Annotated in this window: 28 protein-coding genes; 18 read left to right on the top strand and 10 right to left on the bottom strand. The window is 57.0% G+C overall.

The window, feature by feature from the left end; genetic code table 11:
* Window positions 1–129: 129 nt before the first annotated feature.
* Window positions 130–1,167: an alpha/beta hydrolase family protein gene (locus tag JK621_RS21670; protein WP_212557593.1), complete on the top strand. Its 1,038-nt coding sequence runs from the start codon at window positions 130–132 to the stop codon at window positions 1,165–1,167.
* On the opposite strand, the gene JK621_RS21665 is transcribed toward JK621_RS21670, so the two are convergent.
* On the bottom strand, window positions 1,127–2,023 hold the full coding sequence (locus tag JK621_RS21665; protein ID WP_212557592.1) for a LysR family transcriptional regulator: 897 nt from the start codon (window positions 2,021–2,023) through the stop codon (window positions 1,127–1,129). The genes JK621_RS21670 and JK621_RS21665 overlap by 41 nt on opposite strands.
* Before the next feature lie 106 nt (window positions 2,024–2,129).
* On the opposite strand from JK621_RS21665, the gene JK621_RS21660 reads away from it, so the two are divergent.
* Together JK621_RS21660 and JK621_RS21655 are read left to right on the top strand one after the other, a co-directional pair.
* The gene (locus tag JK621_RS21660) at window positions 2,130–3,512 is read left to right on the top strand and encodes an MFS transporter (protein ID WP_212557591.1); all 1,383 of its coding nucleotides are present in this window, start codon (window positions 2,130–2,132) and stop codon (window positions 3,510–3,512) included.
* Window positions 3,509–3,889, top strand: a complete 381-nt coding sequence (locus tag JK621_RS21655) for a DUF4440 domain-containing protein (RefSeq protein ID WP_212557590.1) — start codon at window positions 3,509–3,511, stop codon at window positions 3,887–3,889. Before JK621_RS21660 ends, JK621_RS21655 begins: the two co-directional genes overlap by 4 nt.
* Window positions 3,890–4,083: 194 nt before the next feature.
* Here the strand turns inward: JK621_RS21655 and asr are convergent, their stop codons facing one another.
* Window positions 4,084–4,500 (bottom strand): acid resistance repetitive basic protein Asr, encoded by a 417-nt coding sequence (asr, locus tag JK621_RS21650; protein ID WP_212557589.1) that lies wholly within the window; start codon window positions 4,498–4,500, stop codon window positions 4,084–4,086.
* A 190-nt stretch (window positions 4,501–4,690) separates the two neighbouring features.
* On the opposite strand from asr, the gene JK621_RS21645 reads away from it, so the two are divergent.
* Both JK621_RS21645 and JK621_RS21640 read left to right on the top strand, forming a co-directional pair.
* Window positions 4,691–5,671, top strand: coding sequence for a nickel/cobalt transporter (locus tag JK621_RS21645; RefSeq protein ID WP_212557588.1), 981 nt, complete (start codon window positions 4,691–4,693; stop codon window positions 5,669–5,671).
* Between the two features lie 123 nt (window positions 5,672–5,794).
* A complete protein-coding gene (locus tag JK621_RS21640; protein WP_212557587.1) occupies window positions 5,795–6,103 on the top strand; it encodes a DUF883 family protein in 309 nt (102 codons plus the stop codon).
* Between the two features lie 63 nt (window positions 6,104–6,166).
* Here the strand turns inward: JK621_RS21640 and JK621_RS21635 are convergent, their stop codons facing one another.
* Complete coding sequence (locus tag JK621_RS21635) at window positions 6,167–7,603, bottom strand: PLP-dependent aminotransferase family protein (RefSeq protein WP_212557586.1); 1,437 nt, start codon at window positions 7,601–7,603, stop codon at window positions 6,167–6,169.
* A gap of 96 nt (window positions 7,604–7,699) precedes the next feature.
* Here JK621_RS21635 and JK621_RS21630 point away from each other — a divergent pair, with 96 nt between their 5' ends.
* The 5 genes from JK621_RS21630 to nrdF all read left to right on the top strand — a co-directional run bounded on the left by JK621_RS21630 (window position 7,700) and on the right by nrdF (window position 12,169).
* Complete coding sequence (locus tag JK621_RS21630; RefSeq protein ID WP_212557585.1) at window positions 7,700–8,131, top strand: carboxymuconolactone decarboxylase family protein; 432 nt, start codon at window positions 7,700–7,702, stop codon at window positions 8,129–8,131.
* A gap of 282 nt (window positions 8,132–8,413) precedes the next feature.
* Window positions 8,414–8,650, top strand: a complete 237-nt coding sequence (gene nrdH, locus JK621_RS21625) for a glutaredoxin-like protein NrdH (protein ID WP_212557584.1) — start codon at window positions 8,414–8,416, stop codon at window positions 8,648–8,650.
* An 8-nt stretch (window positions 8,651–8,658) separates the two neighbouring features.
* Window positions 8,659–9,063, top strand: coding sequence for a class Ib ribonucleoside-diphosphate reductase assembly flavoprotein NrdI (nrdI, locus tag JK621_RS21620; RefSeq protein WP_212557583.1), 405 nt, complete (start codon window positions 8,659–8,661; stop codon window positions 9,061–9,063).
* On the top strand, window positions 9,045–11,189 hold the full coding sequence (gene nrdE, locus JK621_RS21615; RefSeq protein WP_212557582.1) for a class 1b ribonucleoside-diphosphate reductase subunit alpha: 2,145 nt from the start codon (window positions 9,045–9,047) through the stop codon (window positions 11,187–11,189). The genes nrdI and nrdE overlap by 19 nt, the downstream gene beginning before the upstream one ends.
* Before the next feature lie 8 nt (window positions 11,190–11,197).
* A complete protein-coding gene (gene nrdF / locus JK621_RS21610) occupies window positions 11,198–12,169 on the top strand; it encodes a class 1b ribonucleoside-diphosphate reductase subunit beta (RefSeq protein ID WP_212557581.1) in 972 nt (323 codons plus the stop codon).
* A 43-nt stretch (window positions 12,170–12,212) separates the two neighbouring features.
* On the opposite strand, the gene JK621_RS21605 is transcribed toward nrdF, so the two are convergent.
* From JK621_RS21605 to JK621_RS21590, 4 genes are all read right to left on the bottom strand, one after another.
* Window positions 12,213–12,500, bottom strand: coding sequence for a type II toxin-antitoxin system RelE/ParE family toxin (locus JK621_RS21605; RefSeq protein ID WP_212557580.1), 288 nt, complete (start codon window positions 12,498–12,500; stop codon window positions 12,213–12,215).
* Window positions 12,500–12,787, bottom strand: a complete 288-nt coding sequence (locus tag JK621_RS21600; protein WP_033639547.1) for a CopG family ribbon-helix-helix protein — start codon at window positions 12,785–12,787, stop codon at window positions 12,500–12,502. The genes JK621_RS21605 and JK621_RS21600 overlap by 1 nt, the downstream gene beginning before the upstream one ends.
* Window positions 12,788–12,864: 77 nt before the next feature.
* Window positions 12,865–13,026, bottom strand: a complete 162-nt coding sequence (locus JK621_RS21595; protein ID WP_249337105.1) for a DUF1289 domain-containing protein — start codon at window positions 13,024–13,026, stop codon at window positions 12,865–12,867.
* A 97-nt stretch (window positions 13,027–13,123) separates the two neighbouring features.
* Window positions 13,124–13,864 (bottom strand): SDR family oxidoreductase, encoded by a 741-nt coding sequence (locus JK621_RS21590; RefSeq protein ID WP_212557578.1) that lies wholly within the window; start codon window positions 13,862–13,864, stop codon window positions 13,124–13,126.
* A gap of 124 nt (window positions 13,865–13,988) precedes the next feature.
* Between JK621_RS21590 and JK621_RS21585 the strand changes: the two genes are divergently transcribed.
* On the top strand, window positions 13,989–14,882 hold the full coding sequence (locus JK621_RS21585) for a LysR family transcriptional regulator (protein ID WP_212557577.1): 894 nt from the start codon (window positions 13,989–13,991) through the stop codon (window positions 14,880–14,882).
* A 27-nt stretch (window positions 14,883–14,909) separates the two neighbouring features.
* Here JK621_RS21585 and JK621_RS21580 read toward each other — a convergent pair whose 3' ends face one another.
* Window positions 14,910–15,854 carry an MBL fold metallo-hydrolase gene (locus tag JK621_RS21580; protein ID WP_212557576.1) on the bottom strand — a complete coding sequence of 315 codons (945 nt, stop codon included), beginning with the start codon at window positions 15,852–15,854 and terminating at the stop codon, window positions 14,910–14,912.
* A gap of 211 nt (window positions 15,855–16,065) precedes the next feature.
* On the opposite strand from JK621_RS21580, the gene JK621_RS21575 reads away from it, so the two are divergent.
* Window positions 16,066–17,037 (top strand): patatin-like phospholipase family protein, encoded by a 972-nt coding sequence (locus tag JK621_RS21575; RefSeq protein WP_212557575.1) that lies wholly within the window; start codon window positions 16,066–16,068, stop codon window positions 17,035–17,037.
* A gap of 90 nt (window positions 17,038–17,127) precedes the next feature.
* Here the strand turns inward: JK621_RS21575 and JK621_RS21570 are convergent, their stop codons facing one another.
* Window positions 17,128–18,483 carry a 2-hydroxycarboxylate transporter family protein gene (locus tag JK621_RS21570; protein ID WP_212557574.1) on the bottom strand — a complete coding sequence of 452 codons (1,356 nt, stop codon included), beginning with the start codon at window positions 18,481–18,483 and terminating at the stop codon, window positions 17,128–17,130.
* 325 nt (window positions 18,484–18,808) lie between these two features.
* Between JK621_RS21570 and JK621_RS21565 the strand changes: the two genes are divergently transcribed.
* From JK621_RS21565 to proX (JK621_RS21540), 6 genes are all read left to right on the top strand, one after another.
* A complete protein-coding gene (locus tag JK621_RS21565) occupies window positions 18,809–20,434 on the top strand; it encodes an ATP-binding protein (protein ID WP_212557573.1) in 1,626 nt (541 codons plus the stop codon).
* 52 nt (window positions 20,435–20,486) lie between these two features.
* A complete protein-coding gene (locus JK621_RS21560) occupies window positions 20,487–21,173 on the top strand; it encodes a response regulator (protein WP_212557572.1) in 687 nt (228 codons plus the stop codon).
* 417 nt (window positions 21,174–21,590) lie between these two features.
* Window positions 21,591–22,793 (top strand): glycine betaine/L-proline ABC transporter ATP-binding protein ProV, encoded by a 1,203-nt coding sequence (gene proV, locus JK621_RS21555; protein ID WP_212557571.1) that lies wholly within the window; start codon window positions 21,591–21,593, stop codon window positions 22,791–22,793.
* Window positions 22,786–23,913: a glycine betaine/L-proline ABC transporter permease ProW gene (gene proW / locus JK621_RS21550; RefSeq protein WP_212557570.1), complete on the top strand. Its 1,128-nt coding sequence runs from the start codon at window positions 22,786–22,788 to the stop codon at window positions 23,911–23,913. The genes proV and proW overlap by 8 nt, the downstream gene beginning before the upstream one ends.
* 61 nt (window positions 23,914–23,974) lie before the next feature.
* Window positions 23,975–24,970: a glycine betaine/L-proline ABC transporter substrate-binding protein ProX gene (proX, locus tag JK621_RS21545; protein ID WP_212557569.1), complete on the top strand. Its 996-nt coding sequence runs from the start codon at window positions 23,975–23,977 to the stop codon at window positions 24,968–24,970.
* Between the two features lie 33 nt (window positions 24,971–25,003).
* On the top strand, window positions 25,004–26,005 hold the full coding sequence (gene proX, locus JK621_RS21540) for a glycine betaine/L-proline ABC transporter substrate-binding protein ProX (protein WP_212557568.1): 1,002 nt from the start codon (window positions 25,004–25,006) through the stop codon (window positions 26,003–26,005).
* Window positions 26,006–26,036: 31 nt separating this feature from the next.
* On the opposite strand, the gene JK621_RS21535 is transcribed toward proX (JK621_RS21540), so the two are convergent.
* Window positions 26,037–26,915: a LysR family transcriptional regulator gene (locus JK621_RS21535; protein WP_212557567.1), complete on the bottom strand. Its 879-nt coding sequence runs from the start codon at window positions 26,913–26,915 to the stop codon at window positions 26,037–26,039.
* Window positions 26,916–26,926: the final 11 nt, after the last annotated feature.

The raw sequence follows: 26,926 nt of genomic DNA, 5'->3' as shown, positions 1-26,926 counted from the left end.
CGAGATCCGCAGTGTAGGACCTTAAACCTGTTAAAACAATTATTTAAAGACCCGGATCGCGATCGAGGTCGCCGGATGAAGCGGCAAATGCCAGCCTCTGCGCATTGGCATACACCTTGAGGAGTAAAAATGAAAAGAGCGCTGTTTCTGTGGTTGCTGCTGTGTGGAATGGCTAATGCCGCCACTTACCGGGTCGCCACCCATGATGAGATATTTCAGACCGGCGCACGCCAGTTGGCGAGCCGCATTTATTACCCGACCTTAGCCGCAGGCACGCCTCGGCAGGTCGGGGAAAACCCGGTATTTACCGGTATCGAAAGCCAGCCGGAAGCGCCGGTGGCCAAGGGACGTTTCCCGCTGATCGTGCTCAGCCACGGCAGCGGCGGCAACAACACCAGCCAGGCTTGGCTGGCGGCAGCGCTGGTTCAGCAGGGTGCCGTGGTGGTGGCGGCCAATCATCCAGGCAGCACCACCGGTCACTCGATTCCTGCGCTTTCCGCCCAACTGTGGCTACAGACCGGCGATATTTCCGCATTAATTGACGCCATCACCGACGATCCCCGCTGGAGCCAGGCAATCAATCGTCAGGCGATCGGCGTTATCGGCCACTCCAAGGGCGGCTACAGCGCCATTGCCGCCCTCGGCGGCAGGATCAGGCTGACCGACTTTATCGCCGGTTGTCGCCAACGCCCTCAGTCACCTGACTGCCAGTTTTATACTCAGGCAAAGGTTGACCTGGCCCAACTCCCCACCGGGCGGTTTGACGCCGACTACAGGGACCCGCGCATCCGCTTTGCCGTCGCGCTCGATCCCGCTATGGCACCCTATCTGTTACCGGACAGCCTGCATCGGCTCGGCGCGCCGCTGCTGATCGTCGAGCCGCAACGCTACTTGCCTGGCAACCGGCAACAAAGCCTTGGCGGCGCGGCACTGGCCGCGTACGCCGGGCGGCAGCCGATCCGCGCGCTCAAGCTGACCGGCGGCAATCATTTTGATTTTCTGCCGCTTTGCCGGCCCAACGGGCGACAAATACTGCAGGAAGAAGGCGACGGTGAAATGCTGTGCGCCGCTTCCGGTGAACAGCGCGAAGCGGTGCACCGACAAACGTTGGCGGCTATCCTGGCGTTTATCCGCCCGTGGCTACCCGCTCGCGCAGGAAATCAATAAACGCCCGCACCTTTTCCGGCACGTGGCGAGTATTTGGGTACAACGCATAAATGCTTTGCGCGGGAAACTGATGGTCCGCCAGTAACGCGCACAGCTTGCCTTCGGCGATGGCTGGGCTTACCAACCATTCGGGCAGCAGCGCTACCCCAGCGCCATGCAGGGCAAACGCCAGCAGCGCGGCGGCGCTGTCGCCCATCAGCGTGGCGGCGTCTTCAACCTTGAACAGCACCGCCTGCCGCTGCGGGGTAATCACCTGCCAGCTCAGCGGCGAACTGAGGCGGCTGTGGGCGATCCACTGCGCCTGCGCCAGTTGCGCCAACGATCCGACCGGGTGACGGGCCAGATAATCCGGCGCTGCGACAGGCAGAATGGCAAAGCTGTCGATCAGCGCGGCACGGTGGCTGGAGTCCGCCAGTTGCCCTAGCCGGATAGCCACGTCGAACCGTTCCGAAATCAGGTCGGCATGGTAAGAGGAAGAAACGTGCTGAATGCGCAAACGCGGATGCAACTGTGAAAATGCCGCCAGCGCCGGCACCACCACCTGAGCGCCATATTCCGGCGTGGTGGTGATACGCAACACGCCGCTCAATCCGTGGTGATCGCGGCGCACATCGTCCAGCACGTTTTCCGCATCCTGCAACAGCCGCAAACAACGCTGATAAAATCGCTCGCCGGCATCGGTCAGCGCCAGCCGCCGGGTGCTGCGCACCAGCAGCGACACGCCCAGTTCGCTCTCCAGCTGTTTGATGTTGAAACTTACCACCGCCTTGGTTTGCCCGAGCGTCACCGCCGCAGCGGTAAAACTCCCGGCGTCCACCACCGCCACGAAAATAGCCAGACGCTGCAGGTTAAGCATGCTGTCGCCCTTTATTGTCAAAATAATTTTGACAGTGTAATCGTCCGTGGCCGATTTATCCTCACTTTCGCCACAGCTACACTGCCGGCCTTCAACCGGAGGCACCATGCCCTATCGCATCAAAGTCGCAATCGTCTATCTGCTCGGATTTTTCGTCGATCTGATCAACATGTTTATCGCCAACGTCGCCTATCCGTCCATCGGCCATACGCTGCATGCCTCGGTCGGCGAACTGGCCTGGGTCAGCAATGGCTATATCCTCGGCCTGACGCTGGTCATCCCGCTCAGCGCCTGGCTGGCGCAACGCATTGGCGGGCGGCGGGTCTTTTTGCTGTCGCTGACGCTGTTTATGCTGGCGACCGCGGCGGCGGGCTATGCCGGCTCAATCGGCGAGCTGATTGGCTGGCGGGTCGTACAGGGCATGGGCGGTGGGCTGCTGATCCCTGTCGGCCAGACGCTGACCTATCAGCTCTATCGCAGCCATGAACGCGCCGGGCTATCCGCCGCCATTATGCTGGTCGGGCTGCTGGCTCCCGCGCTGTCACCGGCGCTGGGTGGGCTGATTGTCGACAGGCTTGACTGGCGCTGGGTATTTTTCGCCAACCTGCCGCTGGCGGCCCTGGCGCTGCTGCTGGCCGCACTTTGGCTACGCGTCCAGGCACCGGACCCACAGCGCAAACCGCTCGACGTTCAGGGGTTGTTCAGCGCCTGCGCCGCCCTGACGCTGATCCTGCTTGGCCTGACGCGATTGGGTGAGGTCGATAACCTGCTGCAGGGCACATTGTTGCTGGCCGGTGGCACGCTGGTGCTGGCCCATTACCTGCGGCACAGCCTGCGCGTCGCCCAGCCGCTGTTGAACCTGCGGCTGGTGCGGGATCCCCTGCTGCGCACGTCGATGATGATTTATCAGTGCATTCCCGGCCTGTTTATCGGCGTTAGCCTGGTCGCCATGCTGTATTTGCAAAATCAGCTGGGTATGCGCGCCGCGCAGGTTGGCAGCCTGATGCTGCCCTGGTCGCTGGCCTCATTCCTGGCCATCACCCTGACCGGCAAGAAATTCAACCGCCTTGGGCCGCGGCCGCTATTTATTACCGGCTGTCTGTTGCAGGGGCTGGGTATTTTGGCGCTGTCGCAGATTGCGCACGCCGGAGATCATGAATTGCAAATTGGCGCCTTCGCCCTGATGGGCTTTGGCGGCAGTCTGTGCAGCAGCACCGCGCAAAGCAGCGCGTTCCTGCATATCGCCGATGAGCAGTTGGCGGACGCCAGCGCGCTGTGGAATATCAATCGCCAGCTCAGCTTTTGCCTGGGCGTCGCGCTGCTCAGCCTGTTGCTCAATCTGTTGCTTGAACATTTACCGCCGATGGTCGCTTATCAACGCTGTTTTTATCTTGCCGCCGCCAGCACGCTGATCCCGCTGCTGCTGTGTCTGCGCATCGCTAATCGCACCATAGTGCGCCATCTCAACGCTCAACAGGAAACCCCATGAACCGATATTTTACCGAAGTGCTCGACGCTCACGTCGCTATTGAAAACTGGCTGGAAAAAGGAGCAGGTGATGAGCAGGCGCTGCTGGCGCGCTTTGATCCCGCCTTCAGCATGATTGCACTGAATGGCGGCAGGTTGGATTTCGCCGCACTGTGCGCGTTTTTCCGCGCGCATCGCGCTGCCAAACCGGGTCTGGAAATCGTAATAGAAGAGATGACGTTAGTGGCCGAATGGCCGACGGGTGCGGTGGTTAGCTATCGCGAAAAGCAAAGGCTGCCTGGGCAGGCGGCCACATTGCGTAACTCAACGGTGGTCTTTGAACAGACCCAAACCGGTCTGGGCTGGCGGCATCTGCATGAGACTCCCCTCGCACAATAATCACAGGAAGCCGTCGGCCAGGAAAAGTTCCCAGGCGACGATCAGCCCGCACAGGGTGACGGCGCTGAAAATCACTTCAAACAGATAGCGATTGATCATCATGAGATAGCCCTCAAAGAAAACACCCGGCGAACCGGGTGTCTGAATACTGGCTGGATCATGCGGCGCCTTCAGGCCCCGCATTTTTCACTCAATTAAGCGGCTGGAGTAGCGGCTTTTTTGGCAGCTTTGTGGTGCTTTTTAGCGGCCTGAGCTTTCTGCACTGGAGCTTTTTTGTGCATTTTTTTAGCAGCCTGGGCTTTCTGAACTGCTGCTTTTTTGTGGTGCTTTTTAGCGGCCTGGGCTTTCTGAACTGCTGCTTTTTTGTGGTGCTTTTTAGCAGCCTGGGCTTTCTGTACAGCTGCTTTCTTGTGGTGTTTCGCTTTCTTGTGATGCGTTGCTTTAGCTGGTGCTTTCTCAGCAGTAGCAGCCGGCGCAGCAGCAGCAGTGGTGGTGGTGGTAGTTGCAGCCGGAGTAGTAGTTGCTGGAGCAGCAGCTGCAGTATCAGCAGCGAAAGCAACAGAAGACAGACCCATGGTAGCAGCAACGATCAGGGCTAATACTTTTTTCATCTTTAAATCCTCAGAGTGTTTTTTCGGTAAGCCCTGTTGGGCCGTTGAAACAGATACTAGAGGAATCGATGAGCCGCTTCCGTGAGTGATTGGTTTCGCCGAGTAACCAAATGTACAAGGCTTGTGAACAACGTACACAGGTATATGCTGAGCGTAGATACGCCCCTCTTCTCTATAGGCAGAACCTGCCATGAAAACGATATCGATGAACATTACGCCGGCAAAATTTGCCGCTCTGAGTACCGGCGTCCTGGCGCTGCTGACCGCAATCTTTTTGTTTGCTCGCCACTGGGCGGAGTTCGTCCAATACTGTATCAATGCTCAAATCTACATGCATCGTTATCTGGTGCTGTATCTGTTGCAGCAACGCAATCACCAGTACAGCGGCGGCGTGATGTTGGCGTTGGGCAGCTTTATTTACGGTTTTCTGCATTCCGTCGGCCCCGGCCACGGTAAATTCGTGATTACCACCTATTTGGCAACCCACCGTCGGCAACTGAACGCCAGCCGCCTTATCACACTGTTCGGCAGCCTGCTGCAGGGCGTTGTGGCGATCCTGTTCGTCTTGATGTTGGCGGTAACGCTGAACCTGTCAATGGGGGATCTCAGCCTGAGCCGCTACTGGCTGGAGAAAGGCAGCGCCCTGTTTATCGCCGCTTTTGGACTGGTGGTGATCCTGCGCGCTATCGGCCTGCAGCGGCGTAAGCCGCTGATCATCAGCACCCTGAAACCGGCAACGACGGCAGAGCATCAGGGCCATACGGACGATTGCGCCTGCGGTCACCGGCACCTGCCCGGAGCCGCGGAAATGACCGGCGACTGGCGTAATACGCTATGGCTTGTCCTCTCGATAGGCATCCGCCCATGCAGCGGCGCGATCCTGATCCTGGTATTCGCCAATGCGGTGGGCATGTTTACCTGGGGAGTGATTTCCGCCATGAGCATGGCGCTCGGGACCGCATTGTCGATCATGATCCTCGCAACCCTCGTTCACTATGCACGGGAAAAATTTATCGCCGCCAACGGCAGCCTTACGGGCAAACGACTGGCGCAGACGTCGCAGTTGGCAATGATTATCGGCGGCGTGCTGCTGGTGTTATTTGCTCTGCTGCTCTTCGGCTCCGTCATCCCGATCAGCGCCAATGGCGACTTTATTGCCGCCGGCTGTTGATAGTGGTTATCACGCGGCCAACGGTCACGAAAACAAAACATAACCGCAGTTTTTTCCGTGATCGCCAACACAGTTTGAAAAATGGTCTAAACTTAATAGACATGTGTCGAAACGGAGAGTCGAATGTTTAGGAAATCAGAAAAAACAGAACGCGACATCGATCAGGACGTTACCCTGCTGGCCGATACGCTGGATGAAGTGTTACGCGAATCCGGTGACAAGACCAAAGAGGAGCTGAAAGAACTGCACAGCAAGGCAAAAGGCGTATTACGCGATGCCCGTGCGCGCTTCAACGGTTCCAGCAGCCTGACACAACACGCACGCGACGCCGTCGATCAAGCCGACAGCTATGTACGTGACAAACCTTGGCAGGGCGTGGGGATCGGGGCCGCTGTTGGCATCGTCCTCGGCGTGCTGCTGGCCCGGCGTTAACACCCCTTGCAGTCATAAAGATAAAACAGATGTGCGTCTGGCCCACGGGAAACCGTGGGCCGTTTAATTTCCGCCGTTGAATAACCTGGCCAGTCTGGCCACCGCCCGTTCCGCATCCGTCCGCTGTGTGAAGTTGGCGAAGCCCATTAACAGCCCCTCTCCCGAAGGGTGAGTTATCTGCCAATCCGACAACGCCTGCAGCGACAGCCCCTCCTCCCAGCCGCGCCGCGCCAGATGCTTATCCTGCCCCGACGACGTTGTCAGGCGAGCCAACAACTGAATGCCGCCCGCCTGCGATGCCACCGCAAGATGCTCGCTCAACTGTTGCTCGATCGCCTGCGCCAACCATTCGCGCCGCTGGCGGTAGATAGGCCGCATTCGCTTCAAATGGCGGTAAAAATGCCCCTGATTGATAAAATCTGCCACGCCGGCTTGCATCAACGGCGGGCAACCGCATCCCCGCAGCCGGCTGCTGTGGCTAAAGGCCTCCACCAGTTCGGCAGGCACCACCAAATAAGCCATCCGCAACGCAGGAAACAAGGTTTTGCTGAAGGTGCCGGCGTACAGCACCCGCCCCTGGCGATCGAGGCTTTTCAGCGGCGGCAGCGGCCGGCCGTGATAACGGACCTCGCTGTCATAGTCATCTTCAAGGATCCACGCCGCGCGCTGCTGCGCCCATTCCAACAGCGCCACACGCCTTGTCAGGCTGAGCGACACGCCCAGCGGGCTTTGATGCGTCGGCGTCAACACCGCCATGCGTGCGCCTGGCGCTGCGGCAATACCGGCGGCGATGTCCATCCCCCGCTCGTCAACCGGCACCGCCACTGGCCGCATGCCGGCTGCGCGAAACAGCGGCAACGTCACCGGATACCCCGGATCCTCCAGCCACACGTCATCACCCGGTGTCAACAAGGTGCCGATAACCCGATCCAACAACGCCTGATAACCGGCGCAAACGAAGACCTGCTCCGGCCGGCAGTTGATGCCGCGAGAAAGATGCAAATAATTGACGATGGCCGCACGCAGTTCCGGCAGGCCATTGGCAGGGGGATGCGCCAGCGATGCCGTAGTACCGGTGCGCAACTCGCGGGCGACGATCCGTTGCCACAACGCACGCGGAAAGGCGTCCAGCGCCGGTAGCCCCAGTTGAAACGGCGGCATCATTCCGTTCGGATGCAGCGAGTTCGGCGCCACCGCCGGCACGGGTTCCGCCACCGGCGCGGCGCCTACCGACAGGTTAGGTAACTGCGGTGAAACATAGGTGCCCGCCTGCCCCCGGCTCTGCAAAAAACCTTCGGCAATCAGCTGAGCATAAGCGCTTTCCACCGTGGCGCGCGCGACGCCCAGATCGCTCGCCAGCCCCCGCACCGAAGGCAGCCGGCTGCCCGCCGTCAGCGCTCCCTGCGCAATGGCGTCTTTAATCCGCAGATAAATCTGCCGGTAGAGCGGTTCGGCAAGCTGGTTATCCAGCCGCAGGGAAGAAAGAAATTGGCGCATCATGGCCCGGTCAAATAATCATTTTATGGCCCTATAGCATAGTCCATATCATCGCTAAAGTAGCCCCATGATTTTGCTATCCGCTCACTGAGGTTGACCATGATTAAGCAACGATTGAAATACGCAGAACTCTCTGCCGCCCCCTACAAAGGCCTGGTAAGCGCGCTGATGGCGCTGGAGAAAGGCGCACTGGACAAGGCGACCATTGAGCTGATGTTTATGCGCGTCTCCCAAATCAACGGCTGCGCCTTCTGCCTGGAGATGCACGGCAAGGCGCTGCGCGAAAGCGGCATCAGTCACGACAAACTGGACCAACTGGCGGGCTGGCGCGTCAGCAATGCCTTCGGCGAGCGCGAACGCGCGGCGCTGGAGTGGGCGGAATCCGTGACCCTGATCGCCGCCACCGGCGCACCGGATAGCGCATTTGAAGCGTTGCGGGCGCACTTCAGCGACGCAGAAATCGCCGATCTGACCTTTGCCATCAGCATCATGAACGCCTTTAACCGCCTGGCCGTCAGCATGCGTCAGTAATCGGCTTGCACTTCCCCCTCTCCTTGCGAGAGGGTTCTCTCCTGCCGGAAGCCCCCTCGAAATAAATTTCCGCCCCCAGATCCAGCCCCACTGCGGCCTTAGCGTAAAAATCATCAAAACACCATATATAGCGTGGTTGATAAATAAAATATCAACATATAGTATTTAACTCATCCGGCGTCGGTATGATTTGTCGCTGGGTAACGCCGTCAGAAACGCCGTTCAATGCTCCGTTATCTGACCTGTCCGCCTTTCCTTCACCTTAAAAGGTAAATGCGAATCATGAGCATTATTATTTACAGCAAACCAGACTGTGTCCAGTGCAACGCCACCTATCGCGCCTTTGATCGACAAGGCATCGGCTATCAGGTGATCGACCTCACTCAGGATCAACAGGCGCTCAATCATGTTAAATCTCTGGGTTATCAGCAGGTTCCGGTGATTGTCGCCGGTGACGATCACTGGTCGGGTTTCCGTCCCGACAAGATTGGCGCCCTGGCCCACGCCCTCGCGTCCTGAGGCCCGCCATGCACCCGTTGGTTTATTTCTCCAGCAGTTCGGAGAACACCCACAGGTTCGTTGAAAAACTGGGCTTGCCGGCGATGCGCATTCCGATCGCCGGCGCCCGCAGCAAATTGCTGATGGAAGAACCTTATATCCTGATTGTGCCCAGCTATGGCGGCGGCAGCGCCATGGGGGCCGTGCCGATCCAGGTGATCCGCTTTCTCAACGATCCGCAGAATCGCTCATACCTGCGCGGCGTTATCGCCGCCGGGAATACCAACTTCGGCGCAGCGTACGGCATTGCCGGCGACATCATCGCCAAAAAATGTCAGGTGCCTTTTCTTTATCGCTTTGAGCTGCTCGGCACCACGCAAGACGTTGCAAACGTTCGACAGGGAGTAACCGCATTTTGGCAACGACAGAACTGACCAGGCCCGCCGGCGGCGCGCTGGATTACCATTCGCTCAACGCTATGCTCAATCTTTATGATGCCGAAGGCCGCATCCAGTTCGATAAGGATCGGCTGGCGGCGCGGCACTATTTCCTGCAGCACGTGAATCAGAACACCGTGTTCTTTCACAATCTGGAAGAGAAGCTGCGCTATCTGGTGGAGGAAGGTTATTACGAGCCGGCGGTGCTGGCGCAGTACGACTTCAGCTTTACCAAACGGCTGTTCCAGCAGGCCTACGCCAAAAAATTCCGCTTCGAGACCTTCCTCGGCGCCTTCAAGTACTACACCAGCTATACGCTGAAAACCTTCGACGGCAAACGCTATCTGGAACGTTACGAAGACCGCGTATGCATGGTGGCCTTGACGTTGGCGGCGGGCGATACCCGGCTTGCGCAGGATCTGGTGGAAGAGATGATTTCCGGCCGTTTCCAGCCGGCGACGCCAACCTTCCTCAACTGCGGCAAACAGCAGCGTGGCGAGCTGGTTTCCTGCTTCCTGTTGCGTATCGAAGACAATATGGAGTCGATCGGCCGGGCGGTGAATTCGGCGCTGCAATTGTCGAAACGCGGCGGCGGCGTGGCGTTTCTGCTGACCAACATTCGTGAAGTGGGCGCCCCCATCAAGCGCATTGAAAACCAGTCTTCCGGCGTCATCCCGATCATGAAAATGCTCGAAGACGCCTTTTCCTACGCCAACCAGTTGGGTGCGCGTCAGGGAGCCGGCGCGGTGTATCTTAATGCGCACCATCCCGACATCCTGCGTTTTCTCGATACCAAGCGCGAAAACGCCGACGAGAAAATCCGCATCAAGACGCTGTCGCTGGGGGTGGTGATCCCGGATATCACCTTCGAGCTGGCCAAAAATAACGAAGAGATGTACCTGTTCTCGCCTTACGACGTTGAGCAGGTGTATGGCATGCCCTTCTCGGAAATCAGCATCAGCGAGAAATACCGCGAGATGGTGGATGACAAGCGCATCCGCAAATCGCGCATCAATGCGCGCGAGTTCTTCCAGGTGCTGGCGGAGATCCAGTTTGAGTCCGGCTACCCGTACATGATGTTCGAAGATACGGTCAACCGCGAGAACCCGATCGCCGGGCGTATCAATATGAGCAACCTGTGTTCGGAGATTTTACAGGTCAACCGCGCCAGCACGTATCACGATGACCTGAGCTATGATCGGGTGGGCAAAGACATTTCCTGCAACCTCGGTTCGCTGAACATCGCCAAAACCATGGATGCGCCGGACTTCGGCAAAGCGGTCGACACCGCAATTCGCGCGCTGACCGCCGTGGCCGACATGAGCGATATTCGCTCGGTGCCGTCGATCGCCGAAGGCAACCGCAGCTCGCACGCCATTGGCCTGGGCCAGATGAACCTGCACGGCTATCTGGCGCGTGAACGCATCTTCTACGGTTCGGAAGAAGGCATCGACTTCACCAATATCTATTTCTATAGCGTGGCTTATCACGCCATCCGCGCCTCAAACCGGTTGGCTATCGAGCGCGGCAGCGCGTTCGAAGGCTTTGAGCATTCCACCTACGCTTCCGGCGACTACTTCACCAAATATACCGAACGGGAATGGCGGCCGCGGACCGAACGGGTGCGCGCGCTGTTCGCCGATGCCAATATCGTCATTCCAGGCCGTGAAGAGTGGCTGGCGCTGCGTCAGTCGGTGATGATGTACGGATTGTATAACCAAAATCTGCAGGCGGTGCCGCCGACCGGCTCCATTTCCTACATCAACAATTCGACTTCCAGCATTCATCCGATCGTGTCGCGCATCGAGATCCGCAAAGAGGGAAAAATTGGCCGCGTGTACTATCCGGCCCCCTATATGACCAACGACAACCTGGAGTATTACCAGGATGCCTATGACATTGGCCCGGAAAAGATTATCGATACCTACGCCGCCGCCGGCCAGCACGTCGACCAGGGGCTGTCGCTGACGCTGTTCTTCCGCGACACCGCCACCACCCGCGATATCAATCGGGCGCAGATTTACGCCTGGCGTCAGGGTATCAAAACCATTTACTACATCCGCCTGCGCCAAATGGCGCTGGAAGGCACCAAGGTGCAGGGCTGCGTGTCCTGCGCGCTGTGAGGCAACTTATGACCACCGTTAAACCGGCGCCGCTGGTGCGCGCCATCAACTGGAATAGCATCGAAGACGACAAGGATCTGGAAGTCTGGAACCGTCTGACCTCCAACTTCTGGCTGCCGGAGAAGGTGCCGCTGTCGAACGACATCCCTTCCTGGGCCACGCTGACGCCGAAAGAACAGCAGCTGACCATCCGCGTGTTCACCGGGCTGACGCTGCTCGACACCATTCAGAATACCGTCGGCGCGCCGGCACTGATCGCCGATGCGTTGACGCCGCACGAAGAGGCGGTCTATTCGAACATCGGCTTTATGGAGGCGGTACACGCCCGCTCTTACAGCTCGATTTTCTCCACCCTGTGCCAAACGCCGGACGTGGACGATGCTTACCGCTGGAGCGAGGAGAACCGCGCGCTGCAAAAAAAGGCCAACATCATTCTGGCCCACTACCGCAGCGACGATCCGCTGCTGAAGAAGGTCGCCAGCGTGTTTCTGGAATCCTTCCTGTTCTATTCGGGCTTTTATCTGCCGATGTACTGGTCGAGCCGCGCCAAACTGACCAACACCGCCGATTTGATCCGCCTGATCATTCGCGACGAAGCGGTGCACGGTTATTACATCGGCTATAAATTCCAGAAAGGGCTGGAGAAAGTTGACGCCACGCGCCGCCAGCAGGTGAAAAATTTCGCCTTCGATCTGCTGCAGGATCTGTACGACAACGAGGTGCGCTATACCGAGGAGCTGTATGACGGCGTGGGCTGGACGGAAGAGGTGAAAACCTTCCTGCACTACAATGCCAACAAGGCGCTGATGAACCTGGGCTATGAAGCGCTGTTTCCACCGGCGATGGCGGAGGTCAATCCGGCCATTCTCTCGGCGCTGTCGCCGAACGCCGATGAGAACCACGATTTCTTCTCCGGCTCCGGCTCGTCTTACGTGATTGGCAAAGCGGTCAATACCGAGGATGAAGACTGGGATTTCTGAGGACATGACAACGATCCTGGCCTTTCAGGCCGGGATCCTACACTCAATACCCTCGTTCTTTCCGACTACGGATCGCCAAAACAAACGCCGTATCGATATCAGGGATATATTTGTAGAGCGCCAAATAACCGCGAGCTTGCTGCCCGATAATCAATTCACGCAGTCCTGCACCAAGGGACCTTCCGATCAATGGATTATACTCCAATACCGCAATCGCCTGGATGATTTCCTGAATGTGCCGCCCTGAATCGGCGGCGCCATACTGAGCCAAATGAGCGAGAATACGTTCGATATCATCCCTGACCTCTGGCGCCAACTCGACATTTGCCATCAGCGCCCCAATTTTTTAACGGGGGGTTTAACAGCGGCAGTATCACCCGCTGCGTAATTTTCCAAATAACCGCGCATCTCTTTCCAAGAGACAGTCTCTCCCGTCGCAATTATCTTGGCATAACGTTTTTCCGCTTCATTCTCAAAGTCGCGGCGCAACTCTTCTTGCTGCGTTTTCTCCGCTATTGCCTGCAAAATAAAGCTGTGAGACGTTACGCCAACCTGCTCGGCGACGGCTGCGACTCGGGCTTTAAGCTCATCTGGAATACGGATGGTCGTCGTCGACATAATCGCTCCCAACATAGGTCAATCTCATGTAGCTCAATTGTGCTACATGAAGTCTGACTGAGCAATGACGTTGAGGATTATTTCATCCATTGACGCAGCTCAAGCCGCTGCCAAATGGCACGTTTCTCCTCGTCGCTGGCGGTCGGCCAGGCGGCGATCTCCGCCCGCGTGCGCCGACATCCCCGGCACTGCTGGGTTTCGTCGTCGATCCGGCACAGGCTGACGCAAGGCGATCTCACGCCGTGCTGGGATTGCTGATTGTCGCCCGCCATAAACCGCCCTTGATGTGATGTGTTCCGCCACAGGATACCCGATCCTGCGGCGGCGCGTCGTCAATCAGATGATGCCGCCGTTGGCGCGCAGGGTTTGGCCGTTGACCCAGCTGCCGTCGGCACCGGCCAGGAAGGAGACCGCGGCGGCGATATCCTGCGGCTGGCCCAGGCGTTCCAGCGGCGCCATCTGCGCCAGACGCTCAATCAGCTCCGGAGTTTTGCCATCCAGGAACAGGCTGGTGGCGGTCGGCCCAGGCGCAATCGCATTGACGGTAATGTTGCGGCCGCGCAACTCTTTGGCCAATACGCTGGTCAGCGCTTCGACGGCGGCCTTGCTGGCGGCGTACATGCCATAGCCCGGCTGCAGCAACCCCACCACGCTGGATGAAAAGTTAATGATGCGCCCATTGTCACGTAAACGCTTTGCCGCTTCACGCAGCGTGTTGAAGGTGCCTTTCAGGTTGATGTCGATCAGGCGATCGGCGTCGGCGTCGCTCATTTCCGCCACAGGCGCCAGAGCAATCACTCCGGCGTTATTCACCAGAATATCGACACCGCCGAAAGCTTGTTCGGCGCGGTCAAACAGCTGGGCGACGGCGGCCGCATCGCTGACGTCGGCTTTGGCGCTCAGCGCGCGGCCGCCGTTTTGTTCAATTTTACGCACCAGCTCATCGGCCAATGCCTGGTTGCCCGCATAGTTGACGATCACGGTAAAACCGTCCGCTGCCAGCCGCTCGGCAATGGCGGCGCCAATGCCGCGAGAGGCTCCGGTCACAATGGCGATTTGCGGGTTGCTGTTGTTCATCTTCTCAGTCCTCTTCGGATAAGCGTCGGCAGGCTTGCCGGCGTAGAGTGATAATGCACCTTTCGCACCGGCGAATAATCACCTAAAATTCGTCATCACTATCCGAAATAAACGAACAATAACCATGGACAGAATTGATGCCATGCGCCTGTTCACCCGCGTGGTGGAACAGCGCAGTTTTACTCAAGCCGCACAGGATATGAACCTGCCGCGTTCGACGGTAACCGATGCCATCAAACAGCTGGAGGCGCGGTTACAGGTGCGGCTGCTGCAGCGCACCACGCGCCATGTCAGCCCGACGCTGGATGGCGAAGCCTACTATCAGCGCTGCCTGATCATTCTGGCGGATATCGAAGATGCCGAGATGACGTTTGCCGGCGCCAAGCCGCGCGGGCTGTTGCGCATCGACGTGCATGGCACGCTGGCTCGGCACTTTCTGCTGCCGGGCTTGCCCGACTTTTTGGCGCAGTATCCGGATATCGAATTTTACATGAGCGAAGGTGACAGGCTGGTGGATCCGGTGCGGGAAGGCATCGACTGCGTGGTGCGCGTCGGCAAACTGAAAGACAGCGATATGGCGGCGCGCCGATTGGGGGAGTTGGAAGAAGTCACCTGCGCCGCGCCGGAATACCTGCGGCGCTTCGGTACACCGCTCAGCCTCGATCACCTTCAGGGGCACCGCATGGTCGGTTTCCGCTCCTCGGCTACCGGCACGGTGATGCCGCTGGAGTTTAACGTCAACGGCCTGCCGCAACAGGTGACATTGCCCAGTACGGTGTCGGTCAGCGCAGCGGAAAGCCTGGTCGCGGCGGCGCGCATGGGGCTGGGCATTATTCAGGTGCCGCGTTATCACCTGCTTGACGATTTGGCCAACGGCAACCTGCTGCCGCTGCTGCCGCAATGCCCCTCCACACCGATGCCGGTTTCGCTGCTCTACCCGCGTAACCGCCAACTGTCGCCACGGGTGAGGGTCTTTATCGACTGGTTCAGCAAGGTTTTTGCCGCACACAATCAATAACAGGCCGCCTGTTCGGCGGCCTGAGGTCTACAAGGCGCCGTAATCCAGCGGCACCCAGTTGTAGCCTTCCCCCTGCTTGTTCAGGTAACCCAGGCCAGGGAACGACAGGTGCGCGGCTCCGACCAACTCACTTTGTCGGGCGCTGTCGCCAAACACCCTCAGCCGTTGCGCGACCGCCGCTTTGGCGTCGCTGTCGAAACTGATCGCCACCTGCGGATGGGCAAACTGTACTGCGGCCACGTGGATCAAATCGCCCATCAACAACAGCTTTTTACCCTGGCTGGTCACCTGATAAACGCTGTGGCCCGGCGTATGGCCGTGGGCAGCGAATGCGGCAATGCCCGGCGACAGCTCGCCGTCGTTGCTGAAGGGTTTGAAATGCCCGGCGGCCTGATAGGGCTTGATCGCCGCTATCGCGTTTTCAAAACCGGCCTTATCTTCCGCCTTCGCTTGTTGCAGGTGTTTTTCGCTCAGCCAAAAATCGGCATCCTGCTGCGAAGCGCGCACCAGAGCATTAGGGAAGCGCGCCCGACCGTTTTCCGTCAGCCCGCCCAAATGATCCGGGTGCATATGAGTCAGATAAATTTCATCTATCTGTTCCGGCTGGTAGCCGGACGCCCGAAGATGATTCACCAGTTGATCCAGACCGTCACCCAACAGCTTACCGGCACCGGCGTCAATCATGACAAGCTTGCTGCCGGTATTGATCAAATAGGCGTTGACCGAGGTGACCACCGGCAGGCTCTGATGATGTTCCGCCAGGCCCTCGGCAATTTGTTGCGGCGTACTGTTGAGCAGCAGTTTATCCACCGGCAGACGGATCACGCCGTCGGACAAGGCCGTGACTTCATAACTGCCCAGCATGATGCGGTAAAAACCCGGTGAAGGCGTTTTTACCTGCGGTGCAGCGGCCGTAGCCTGCAACGCCATAACCGCCAATGCCGCAGCTAACAGGTAACCTTTCCAGAACATGATGACTCCTTATTGTGATTGGACAGCGGTAAGTATTACCCCAAAACCGCCGATGCGCCTGCGCAACAAATAAATTTAAATTATATCATTTAAAAAAATATATTTAATTTGAATGATTTTGTCTGGAAAGCCACACAACCCCAATCAATATTTAATAAAATTCGAATCCGTTATTTTCTTTACTCACCCAAACAACGAGTAAGGAATTATTATGAAATATCAATTTGAAAATCTGGTGTTTGAAGGCGGCGGCGTAAAAGGTATCGCCTATGGCGGCGTTTTGGAAATGTTGGAAGCCAAAGGCATTATGCCGCAGATCAAAAAAACCTCCGGAGCTTCGGCCGGCGCGATAGCTGCACTGCTGGTGGGCCTGGGCTGCAGCGCCGCCGATGTCACGAAAATTCTGTCCGACATGAATTTCAAGAAGTTCCTCGATTATAACGGCGGTATTTTTGGCTCTCTCTACGATGCGCATCGCCTGTTTAATCAATATGGCGTTGCCCCCGGCGATTATTTTTACTCCTGGTCGCGCAATATTATCAAGCGATATACCGGAAATGCGGATATTACCTTTGAGAAATTTGAAGCATTGAAAGAAACAAAAGGATTTAAATCCCTCTACTTTATTGGCGCCAATTTAAACAGCGGGCTGCGCGAGGTGTACTCCCATCAGACAACGCCGCGTATGAAGGTTGCGGATGGATTGCGGATCTCCATGTCATTCCCCTTCGCCTTTGTGGCTAAAAACAATCAGCTGGGCGATCTGTGTATCGACGGCGGCACAATCGATAACTATCCGGTACGCATGTTCGATTACGACTTCACCGCATCGCCGCCCTATATCGACGTCACCACGCAACAGATCAATACCCGAACCCTGGGTATTCGGCTGGATTCCGCCAACGAAATTGCACAGGCGGCGGGCCAATCGGTCAATAAAATCGCCATCAATAACCTGTGCGATTTCACTCTGGCGGTGGTCAACACCCTGCTGGATATTCAGACCAAGGTGCATCTGGACAGCGACGACTGGAAGCGGACCCTTTACGTAGACACCCTTGACGTCGGCACGCTGGATTTCGCCATCAGCGAAGCCAAAAAGCGCGCACTGATTGAATCCGGCCGTCAGGGTGTGGAGCGCTATTTCGCCTGGTATGACGCGGCCGCCAAACAGGCGGCGTAGCCGGTAATCTCCCGCCCGTTCGCCGAACGGGCAAAAAAAATCCCCGCGGGGGCGGGGAAAGGCAAAGAAATGCTTAGGTCTTATTGGTTATTATGCGAAAAATTTGGCCAGTACCAGCAGAGAGAGCGAGACGTTAATCGCACCGCCGATACGGGTGGCAATCTGGGCAAACGGCATCAGCGACATGCGGTTGCCGGCGGTAAGAATAGCGACGTCACCGGTGCCGCCCTGCCCGCTCTGGCAACAGGAGACTATCGCCACATCAATGGGATGCATGCCAATTTTCTTGCCGACGAAGAAACCGGTCGCCACCAGCGCACAGACGGTGCTGACAATCACCACCAGGTTTTGCAGGGTGAAGGCGTTGACCAGTTCCTGCCATGGGGTGATCGCCACGCCGACGGCAAACAGAATCGGATAGGTCACTGCGGTGCGGAAGAATTTATACACCACCTGCGAACCTTCCTGAATGCGCGGCGACACGCCGTGCGCCAGCTTCACCGCCACGGCGGCAAACAGCATGCCGACCGGTGCAGGCAAACCAATCATGCGGTGCAGCAACATCCCCACCATGTACAGCAAAATAGCCAATAAAGCGCCGCAGGCAATGGTGCTGACATCCACCTTGCCGCTGATTTTATCCACGGCGGCCATATCGCTGTCGCCCTGTTTGCTTGGCATCAGGCTGCCTTCACCGGTCAGGTGCGGATAGCGCTTGCCGAGTTGGTTGAGCAGGCCGGCAAGGATAATGGCGGTCAGGCTACCGAGCATGACGATCGGCAGAATGCGGCCCAGCGCCACGCCCTGCTCCATATGCAGGATCGCCGCGTACCCCATCGACAGCGGTATAGCCCCTTCGCCGACACCACCGGCCATGATTGGCAGGATCAGGAAGAAGAAGATCTGGAACGGCTCCAGCCCAAGCGCCATGCCAACCGCCATCCCCACCAGCATGCCGACAATCTCACCGCACAGCATGGGCACGAAGATCCGCAGGAAACCCTGAATCAGCACCTGACGGTTCATACTCATAATGCTGCCGACGATAATGCAGCAGATATAGAGATAAAGAATATTGGTCGACTTATAGAATTTGGTGGTCGATTCCACCACCACGTCCGGCAGCAGGCCGTAATGCACCAGTGCGGAAGGAATAAAGGTGGCGCAGATCGCCGCCGCCCCCATTTTGCCGATCAGCGGCAGGCGCTTACCAAACTCGCCGCAGGCAAAGCCAAAGAAAGCCAGCGTGGCGACCATCACCACAATATCGCTCGGTAATTTCCCTTCCAGGCAATCCAGTAAAATAAGTACGCCGGCCAGAATAAAGAACGGTAACGGAATAATCCCTACTTTGTAATTGTCCAGTATGTGCCACCATTTTTCTCTCAGCGGTATTTCAGCCGTTTTGTCTTTGGCGACGAGGTAAGAATCATCTGTTGTGCTCATAATCTGGCCTCTTATTAGTTTGTTCGGCCATCATAGATAAATGCACGGCTTAACTGCTGTGATTTTGTTCAAAATAAAAAAGGGTTTTTAATGGTGGTTATGGTTTCTATGGAGTTAATTAGGATTATGTAAAATAATGCGTGGTTTTAATGGTGTTAATGCTATTTTCATTTAAATTTTATCCGTTTTATCGCAGCCGTTGAATAGCTATGCCCGGTAAGCATAATCCCGTGGCTGCGATCACAACTTGATCGGACGCAATATTACATTAACCGCGACTCATGATAGGGTAAGCGTTCAGGAACTCTCAGGGTGAACCCCGGCCATGCGCGTAAAACTCTCATTTCAAATCAAGCTGTTCCTGTGCCTGGTCGCCTTCTCCTGTCTGCTGCTGACGTTGATTGGCGCTTACACCTACTATCAGTTGGATGCCCAGTTGCACCGTGACCTTGGCGCGCGAGCGCAGGTGCAGGCGCGGGAGATAGCCCTGATCCCTTCCCTGGTCAGCGCCGTGGGAAAAAACGACCCTGAGCAAATCGCCGCGCTGATGAAGAAAATACGCGCCAGCAGCGATGCCAGTTATATTGTCATCGGCGATAATCGCGCCCGGCATCTTTACCATTCCGAATACGCCGATCGCGTCGGCACGCCGATGGTCGGCGGCGATAATAAAGAAGTCCTGGAAGGAAAAAGCATTATTTCGTTCCGCAAAGGCGGCATCGGCATTTCATTGCGCAGCAAAGCGCCGATACTGGATGAAAATAATCACGTCATCGGCATTGTTTCGGTTGGCTATCTGAAGTCACATATCGACAATTTGAATGCCAGAACCCTGACGCAGATCGTCGGTTCCATTGTGCTGCTGTTAATCGCCCTGTTTATTTTTTCCTGGCTGCTATCGAAGAATTTAAAACGCCAAATGTTCTGGCTTGAACCCAAAGAAATTGCGTTGCTGGTACGCCAGCAAAAGGCCCTGCTGGAAGCGATCTACGAAGGCGTTATTGCCGTCGATCCCCAGTTGCGGATCATCACCATCAACCACGCGGCGCGCGAACTGCTGGATCTGCGGCAACCCGCCAGCGCCCTTATGGGCCGTAAAATCGGCGAAGTGATCCAGTCGCAACCGGACTTCTTCGGTGCGTCGCAACTGGGCCAGGATACGCACGATGAAGTGTGCCGCTTCAACCACGTGCGGGTGATCGCCAGCCGGGTCCGCATCATGCAAGAAGATGTGCTGCAAGGCTGGGTGATCAGTTTCCGCGACAAAAATGACATCAATACCCTGAGCAGCCAGCTAAGCCAGGTAAAGCGCTATGCCGACAACCTGCGCATCATGCGCCATGAACAACTGAACTGGACCGCCACCCTCGCCGGGCTGCTGCATATGCAGCGTTACGACGAGGCAATCCGTTATGTGGAGGCTCAGTCGGAGGGCGCGCAAGAGATCCTCGACTTTATCTCGCAGCGCTTCAGTTCGGCCGCATTGTGCGGCTTGCTGCTGGGCAAATACTCCAGCGCGAAGGAAAAAGGCGTCGAATTGCGCTTTGATCCCGCCTGCCAGCTGCGGCAGATCCCGGCGGCGCTGAACGAAACCGAACTGATGTCGATCATCGGCAATTTGCTGGATAATGCGGTAGAGGCTACGCTGCATTGCGATGCGCCGCACGAAGCGGTAGAACTCTATATCAGCGACAGCAGCAATGAGTTGGTGATTGAAGTGGCCGACCGCGGCACTGGCATTGCGGCGGAGGTGCGCGATACGCTGTTTGAACAGGGCGTCACCACCAAAGATGACAAAGGCGACCACGGTATCGGCCTGCATCTGGTCGCCAGCCACGTGGCGCAGGCACACGGCAGCATAGAAGTGTCGGACAACGATCCGCACGGCGCCATATTTTCCTTATTTATCCCCTATGAATTTCGAGCCGCAAGCAACAATGCTGAAGTTTGAAAGACGACGGATAGAGACCTAAAAACCTTATAACAGTCTTGAGCACCCGATTATGCAACACGAAGCACTGGACGTTTTGATCGTGGAAGATGAGCCGCAACTGGCGACGCTGCACGCAGAGTTCATCGAGCAGAACTTTACTCTGCGGGTGGTGGCCCATGCCGCCACGCTGGCCGAAGCCAGGGCCAAAGTCAACGCGCACCAGCCACGGCTGATCCTGCTGGATAACTTTCTGCCGGACGGCCAGGGCATTGAACTGATGGAAGAGCCGGCGGTGAAAAATCCCGGGTGTTCGGTGATCTTCATTACCGCCGCCAGCGATATGAATACCTGCAGCCAGGCGATCCGCAACGGCGCCTTCGATTACATCATCAAACCGGTGTCCTACAAGCGGCTGCGTAACTCGCTGGAGCGTTTTATGCAGTTTGTGCAAACCCAGCGCAGCTTCAAAGTGATAGACCAGAGCAGCGTCGACGCATTGTATAACCTGCAATCCAAACAGTTTTCCAGCGAGCCTGGCGCCAAAGGCATTGAAGCCAATACGCTGGAGCTGGTACAGGCGCTGTTTATCAACCGGCCGGAGATCGCGCACGCGGTGGAAGACGTCGTCGAACAGGTCGGGATCAGCAAAACCACCGCCCGACGTTACCTGGAATACTGCGTCGCCAATCAATTCGTGCGCGTGGAGATGATGTACGGCAATATCGGCCATCCACGCCGCCTGTATCGCAAAGCTTAAGCTGCAATATGGCTGTCATATAAGGGGCGTACAGTGCTTGCGACGATATCCCCCTCGATATCGGCACCTGTCGTTGAATACTGATGAAATACTGATGACTTTTACCCGGCCTATGGTCGGGTTTTTTATTGTCTGAACGGCAGCTTTCAGGGTAAATAAGGCGGGATTTTTTTACCCTTATTCCTGTGAAATATCGCCTTTCAACGAGAAATATAATTCAGAAACATCCTAACAATAATTTGACGTGGGCCAAGCTACCATAACTAATCGACAGACCGATGTAAACCGCCAATATTCTCATTCCGGGACATTGAGGGTTGTCTCAGAATTTCACTGTGTTAGGGTATAGGCGACTATTATTTTCTATTAGGACATTTTTTATCGTTTGATAATTCATCAGAGGAAACAGCAAATTGCATGGCAATTAAACTCGAAGTAAAGAACCTGTATAAGATATTCGGCGAGCATCCGGAACGAGCATTCAAACTGATTGAGAAAGGTCTGACAAAAGACCAACTGCTTGAAAAAACCGGATTATCGCTTGGCGTGAAAGACGCCTCTCTGGCCATTGAAGAAGGCGAGATATTTGTCATCATGGGGCTTTCCGGTTCCGGAAAATCTACCCTGGTACGCCTTCTCAATCGTCTGATAGAACCCACCCGCGGACAGGTGCTGATTGACGGCGAAGATATATCGAAAATATCCGACAGTGCGCTGCGCACCGTACGCCGAAATAAGATCAGCATGGTGTTCCAGTCATTCGCCTTAATGCCGCATATGACCGTATTGAATAATACCGCTTTCGGCATGGAATTAGCCGGAATACCGCCACAGGAGCGTCAGGAAAAAGCCCTGGAAGCCCTGCGACAGGTCGGCCTGGAGAATTATGCGCACTCTTATCCCGATGAGCTTTCCGGAGGTATGCGCCAGCGTGTGGGATTAGCCCGCGCCATGGCGAATAATCCGGACATATTATTGATGGATGAAGCCTTCTCGGCGCTCGATCCCTTAATCCGTACCGAAATGCAAGATGAACTGGTCAAATTGCAGGCCCGGCATCAGCGCACGATCGTGTTTATTTCCCACGACTTGGATGAAGCCATGCGTATTGGCGATCGCATTGCGATTATGCAAGGCGGCGAGGTGATTCAGGTCGGTACACCGGAGGAAATATTAAATAATCCGGCCAACGATTATGTCCGCACCTTCTTCCGCGGCGTGGATATCAGCCACGTGTTCAGCGCAAAGGATATCGCCAAACGCCGCCCGGTTGCCCTGATTCGTAAAACCCCCGGTTTTGGTCCGCGCTCGGCGTTGCAACTGCTGCGCGATGAAGACCGCGATTATGGTTATGTTGTTGAACGCGGAAAGAAATTTATCGGCGTGGTGTCGGTAGATTCGCTCAAACAGGCGCTGGCCGCCAACCTGGCGCTGGATGACGCCCTGCTGGACGCCCCAGCGCCGGTACCGGCGGATATGCCGCTGAGCGAACTGATTTCCCTGGTTGCCCAAGCCCCCTGCGCGGTGCCGGTAGTCTGCGAAGAAAATAACTATATCGGAATTATTTCCAAGGGCATGCTGCTGCAGGCCTTGGATAAAGAGGGCCCAGCGAATGAGTGATACAACACAGGATCCATGGGCCACCGCGCCTGCCGACCCCAGCGCCGCGCCGGCGACTGATGCCGCCGCTTCTGCGGCTCCTGCCGAAGGTGGCGGCGATGCCTGGTCCAGCGCACCGCCACCGGCAACACACGACGCGGCCAATCAGGCCGCTCAGGGTTCTGATTGGCTTAACAGCGCACCGGCCCAGCCGGAGCATTTCAACCTGCTCGATCCGTTCCACAAGGCCTGGGTGCCGTTCGATTCCTGGGTGACTCAAGGCATCGACTGGCTGGTCCTGCACTTCCGCCCGCTGTTTCAGGGGATACGCGTGCCGGTCGACTTTATCCTCGGCGGCTTTCAGCAGTTACTGCTCGGCATGCCGGCACCGATCGCCATTCTGGTGTTCTCACTGATCGCCTGGCAGATCTCCAGCCTCGGCATGGGTGCCGCTACCCTGGTGTCCCTGATTGCGATAGGGGCGATTGGCGCCTGGTCGCAGGCCATGGTAACGCTGGCGCTGGTGTTGACCGCCCTGTTCTTTTGCATTGTCATCGGATTGCCTCTTGGCATTTGGCTGGCGCGCAGCAAACATGCCGCCAAGATCATACGGCCGCTGCTCGACGCCATGCAGACCACGCCGGCGTTCGTCTATCTGGTGCCTATCGTCATGCTGTTCGGTATCGGCAACGTGCCGGGAGTGGTGGTCACCATTATCTTCGCGCTGCCGCCGATCGTGCGTCTGACCATTCTCGGCATCAAACAGGTGCCGGAAGATCTGATAGAAGCTGCCGAATCCTTCGGCTCCAGCCCGCGTCAGTTACTGTTCAAAGTGCAATTGCCGCTGGCGATGCCGACCATCATGGCCGGCGTTAACCAAACCCTGATGCTGGCACTGTCGATGGTGGTTATCGCCTCGATGATCGCCGTCGGCGGTCTGGGCCAAATGGTGCTGCGCGGCATCGGCCGTCTGGATATGGGGCTGGCCGCCGTGGGCGGCGTCGGCATCGTGATCCTGGCGATTATTCTCGATCGTCTCACCCAATCGCTGGGGCGCGATCGCCGCAGCAAAGGCATGGGCCGCTGGTACGCTCACGGCCCGATCGGGCTGCTTACCCGCCCCTTCATCAAAAAGCCTTAATGCCCTGCCCCCGGCGAACCGTCGGGGGCGCCGGCCGCTTCATAAAACCGAAGGAAACACTATGCGCTCGACAAGAATTTGGGCTGTTGCCCTGACTTCATGGCTAAGCACACAGGCGTTCGCCGCCGAACTTCCCGGCAAAGGCGTCACGGTTAAACCGCTGCAAAGCACACTCGCGGAAGAAAGTTTTCAGACCGAACTGGTCAACCGCGCGTTGGTAAAACTGGGCTACGACGTCCAGCCCACCGGCGAGGTGGATTACAACGTCGCCTATACCTCCATCGCCTCCGGCGACGCCACCTACATGGCGGTGAACTGGGATCCGCTGCAAACCGATATGTACAACAGCGCCGGCGGCGACAAGAAGTTTTATCGCCAGGGCGCTTATATCACCAATGCGGCGCAGGGGTATTTGATCGATAAAAAAACCGCCGACAAATACCACATCAGCGATATTTCCCAGTTGAAAGATCCCAAGCTGGCAAAGCTGTTTGACGCCGATGGCGACGGCAAGGCCGATCTGGCCGGCTGTGAGCCGGGCTGGGTGTGCGACAGCGTGATTGACACCCATATCAAGGCCTACGGGCTCAGCGGCACAGTGACCCAAAATCAGGGCAACTACTCCGCCATCATCGCCGACACCCTGACCCGCTATAAGCAGGGCAAACCGGTGCTGTACTTCACCTGGACGCCTTATTGGGTCAGCGACGAACTGGTGCCCGGCCGTGACGTTGTCTGGCTGACCGTTCCGTTCTCCGCCAGCCCGGGATCGCTGAAAGACAGCAACACCGCGTTGCCAAACGGCAAGAACTACGGTTTCGCCGTCAATAACGAGCATATCGTCGCCAACAAAAAATGGGCAGAAGCCAACCCGGCCGCCGCCAAGCTGTTCGCCATCATGAAATTGCCGCTGGCGGATGTGAATGCGCAAAACCTGCGTATGCACAACGGCGAGAACGGAGCAGACGATATACAGCGCCACGTAGACGGCTGGATTAAAGCCCATCAGGCCACTTTTGACGGCTGGGTAAACACCGCTGCCGCGGCAGCGAAATAATCCCGACTTCACAACATAAAAAGGTATTTCACTATGCGCACGACAGGAATCTGGGCGGTAGCCCTTACGACACTGATTGGCTCGCAGGCGGTTTTCGCCGCTGACTTACCGGGAAAAGGCATCACGGTACAGCCGGTACAGAGCACCATTTCTGAAGAAACCTTCCAGACGCAACTGGTCAGCAAGGCGCTGGAAAAGCTCGGTTATGACGTCAAAGACACCCGCGAAGTGGATTATAACGTCGCCTACACCTCTATTGCCTCCGGCGACGCCACCTTCCTGGCGGTGAACTGGGATCCGCTGCATGCCGATCAGTACAAGGCCGCAGGCGGCGACGCCAAGTTCTATCGTGAAGGGGTATACGTCAACGGCGCGGCGCAGGGTTACCTGATCGACAAGAAAACCGCCGATAAATACCACATTACCAACGTTGAACAGCTCAAAGATCCGAAGATCGCCAAGTTGTTTGACACCAACGGCGACGGCAAGGCGGATCTGACCGGCTGTACGCCGGGCTGGGGTTGCGAGGCGGTGATTAACCACCATATCGAGGCTTATGGCCTGAGCAAAACCGTCGAGCACAACCAGGGCAACTACGCGGCGATGATCGCCGACACCATTACCCGCTACAAAGAAGGCAAACCGATACTCTACTACACCTGGACACCGTACTGGGTAAGCGACGTGTTGGTGCCGGGGCGTGACGTGGTTTGGCTGCAAGTGCCGTTCTCTTCCCTGCCGGGCGAGCAGAAAAATGTCGATACCAAGCTGCCGAACGGTGCCAACTATGGTTTCCCGGTGAACACCATGCGCATCGCCGCCAACAAAAAATGGGCAGAAGCCAACCCGGCGGCGGCCAAGCTGTTCGCCATTATGAAGCTGCCGATTGCCGACGTGAATGCGCAGAATCTGCGTATGCATGAAGGCCAGGCGTCCGACGCCGATATCCAGAACCATGTTAACGGCTGGATCAAGGCGCACCAGGCGACCTTCGACGGTTGGGTGAAAACCGCCGCGGAAGCCGCGAAGAAATAACCCCTCTGCGGGGCGCAGGCTACTGCGCCCCCTATTGCGTCAGTTCAATCCCGCTGAACTGCAAAAAGCGTTCGGCGGTCCTCGACAGTTGCTGCGGCCATACGCAATACACCTGCCGCCGCGGGCCATCTTCAATCGGGATCGACACCAGCGAGTTCAGGCGCTGCGCCGTCGAGATCGGCACAATGCCCGCCGCCAACCCCCGCTGCACCAGATTTTCCAGCCATTCGATATGATCGATTTCAAAACTGATATGCCGCTTGATGCCCGCAGCCTGAAACGCGCGGTCGGTCTGGCGCCGGGCGCCGGTACCGCTGTAAAAATCCACCAGCGGCACTTCCGACAGGGTTTGCAGATTGACCCGCTGGCGGCTGGCCAAAGGATGTTGCGCCGCCACCAGCGCCACCAGAGGTTCATCGGTCAACTGACGATGGGATACCGGCAGCATATCGATATCCCCCGGCCAGATCCCGACAAACGCCACATCGGTCTTCTGTTGGCGGACATCCTCGAGCAGTTCCTCACTCATGCCCACATACAGCCTGATGTTAACCGCCGGATAGCGGCGATGAAACTTGCTCAGTTTTTCGGTCAGATCAATCGCGTTTATGGTGGAGATGGTGCCGATGGTCAAGGTGCCGGAAATCGTCCCGTTGGCCGCCACCACTTCTTCCACCAGCGATTGTTTGGCCGCCAGCAGCCGCTGCGCAGGCAGAATAAACGCCTGCCCGGCGCTGGTCAGCCTGACCCGCCGCGAGGTGCGTTCAAACAATGCGCAGCCCAGCTCTTCCTCCAGTTTGGCAATTTGATGGCTGAGGGCCGACTGCACCGTGTGGCAACGTTGCGCCGCACGGGTAAAGCTCTGCTCTTCGGCTACCGCCAGTGCAAAGCGGATCTGTTTCAGGTTCATGGTATCTATCG

Source organism: Serratia plymuthica, assembly GCF_018336935.1.
Lineage (GTDB): Bacteria > Pseudomonadota > Gammaproteobacteria > Enterobacterales > Enterobacteriaceae > Serratia > Serratia plymuthica_B.
Note: the sequence above shows the minus strand (reverse complement) of the source record. Positions and strands in the feature narration are given on the sequence as shown.

What these genes read in the sequence shown, in the direction of transcription:
- JK621_RS21600 (WP_033639547.1), bottom strand. Translation starts at nt 12,787, where the DNA reads ATGTCGACGACGACCATCCGTATTCCAGATGAGCTTAAAGCCCGAGTC.
- asr (WP_212557589.1), bottom strand. Translation starts at nt 4,500, where the DNA reads ATGAAAAAAGTATTAGCCCTGATCGTTGCTGCTACCATGGGTCTGTCT.
- JK621_RS21580 (WP_212557576.1), bottom strand. Translation starts at nt 15,854, where the DNA reads ATGTTCTGGAAAGGTTACCTGTTAGCTGCGGCATTGGCGGTTATGGCG.
- JK621_RS21535 (WP_212557567.1), bottom strand. Translation starts at nt 26,915, where the DNA reads ATGAACCTGAAACAGATCCGCTTTGCACTGGCGGTAGCCGAAGAGCAG.
- JK621_RS21590 (WP_212557578.1), bottom strand. Translation starts at nt 13,864, where the DNA reads ATGAACAACAGCAACCCGCAAATCGCCATTGTGACCGGAGCCTCTCGC.
- JK621_RS21645 (WP_212557588.1), top strand. Translation starts at nt 4,691, where the DNA reads ATGAAAACGATATCGATGAACATTACGCCGGCAAAATTTGCCGCTCTG.
- nrdI (WP_212557583.1), top strand. Translation starts at nt 8,659, where the DNA reads ATGCACCCGTTGGTTTATTTCTCCAGCAGTTCGGAGAACACCCACAGG.
- nrdF (WP_212557581.1), top strand. Translation starts at nt 11,198, where the DNA reads ATGACCACCGTTAAACCGGCGCCGCTGGTGCGCGCCATCAACTGGAAT.
- JK621_RS21560 (WP_212557572.1), top strand. Translation starts at nt 20,487, where the DNA reads ATGCAACACGAAGCACTGGACGTTTTGATCGTGGAAGATGAGCCGCAA.
- JK621_RS21565 (WP_212557573.1), top strand. Translation starts at nt 18,809, where the DNA reads ATGCGCGTAAAACTCTCATTTCAAATCAAGCTGTTCCTGTGCCTGGTC.
- JK621_RS21665 (WP_212557592.1), bottom strand. Translation starts at nt 2,023, where the DNA reads ATGCTTAACCTGCAGCGTCTGGCTATTTTCGTGGCGGTGGTGGACGCC.
- JK621_RS21640 (WP_212557587.1), top strand. Translation starts at nt 5,795, where the DNA reads ATGTTTAGGAAATCAGAAAAAACAGAACGCGACATCGATCAGGACGTT.
- JK621_RS21660 (WP_212557591.1), top strand. Translation starts at nt 2,130, where the DNA reads ATGCCCTATCGCATCAAAGTCGCAATCGTCTATCTGCTCGGATTTTTC.
- proX (WP_212557569.1), top strand. Translation starts at nt 23,975, where the DNA reads ATGCGCTCGACAAGAATTTGGGCTGTTGCCCTGACTTCATGGCTAAGC.
- proX (WP_212557568.1), top strand. Translation starts at nt 25,004, where the DNA reads ATGCGCACGACAGGAATCTGGGCGGTAGCCCTTACGACACTGATTGGC.
- JK621_RS21585 (WP_212557577.1), top strand. Translation starts at nt 13,989, where the DNA reads ATGGACAGAATTGATGCCATGCGCCTGTTCACCCGCGTGGTGGAACAG.
- proW (WP_212557570.1), top strand. Translation starts at nt 22,786, where the DNA reads ATGAGTGATACAACACAGGATCCATGGGCCACCGCGCCTGCCGACCCC.
- JK621_RS21605 (WP_212557580.1), bottom strand. Translation starts at nt 12,500, where the DNA reads ATGGCAAATGTCGAGTTGGCGCCAGAGGTCAGGGATGATATCGAACGT.
- JK621_RS21670 (WP_212557593.1), top strand. Translation starts at nt 130, where the DNA reads ATGAAAAGAGCGCTGTTTCTGTGGTTGCTGCTGTGTGGAATGGCTAAT.
- JK621_RS21570 (WP_212557574.1), bottom strand. Translation starts at nt 18,483, where the DNA reads ATGAGCACAACAGATGATTCTTACCTCGTCGCCAAAGACAAAACGGCT.
- proV (WP_212557571.1), top strand. Translation starts at nt 21,591, where the DNA reads ATGGCAATTAAACTCGAAGTAAAGAACCTGTATAAGATATTCGGCGAG.
- nrdH (WP_212557584.1), top strand. Translation starts at nt 8,414, where the DNA reads ATGAGCATTATTATTTACAGCAAACCAGACTGTGTCCAGTGCAACGCC.
- JK621_RS21655 (WP_212557590.1), top strand. Translation starts at nt 3,509, where the DNA reads ATGAACCGATATTTTACCGAAGTGCTCGACGCTCACGTCGCTATTGAA.
- JK621_RS21575 (WP_212557575.1), top strand. Translation starts at nt 16,066, where the DNA reads ATGAAATATCAATTTGAAAATCTGGTGTTTGAAGGCGGCGGCGTAAAA.
- JK621_RS21635 (WP_212557586.1), bottom strand. Translation starts at nt 7,603, where the DNA reads ATGATGCGCCAATTTCTTTCTTCCCTGCGGCTGGATAACCAGCTTGCC.
- JK621_RS21630 (WP_212557585.1), top strand. Translation starts at nt 7,700, where the DNA reads ATGATTAAGCAACGATTGAAATACGCAGAACTCTCTGCCGCCCCCTAC.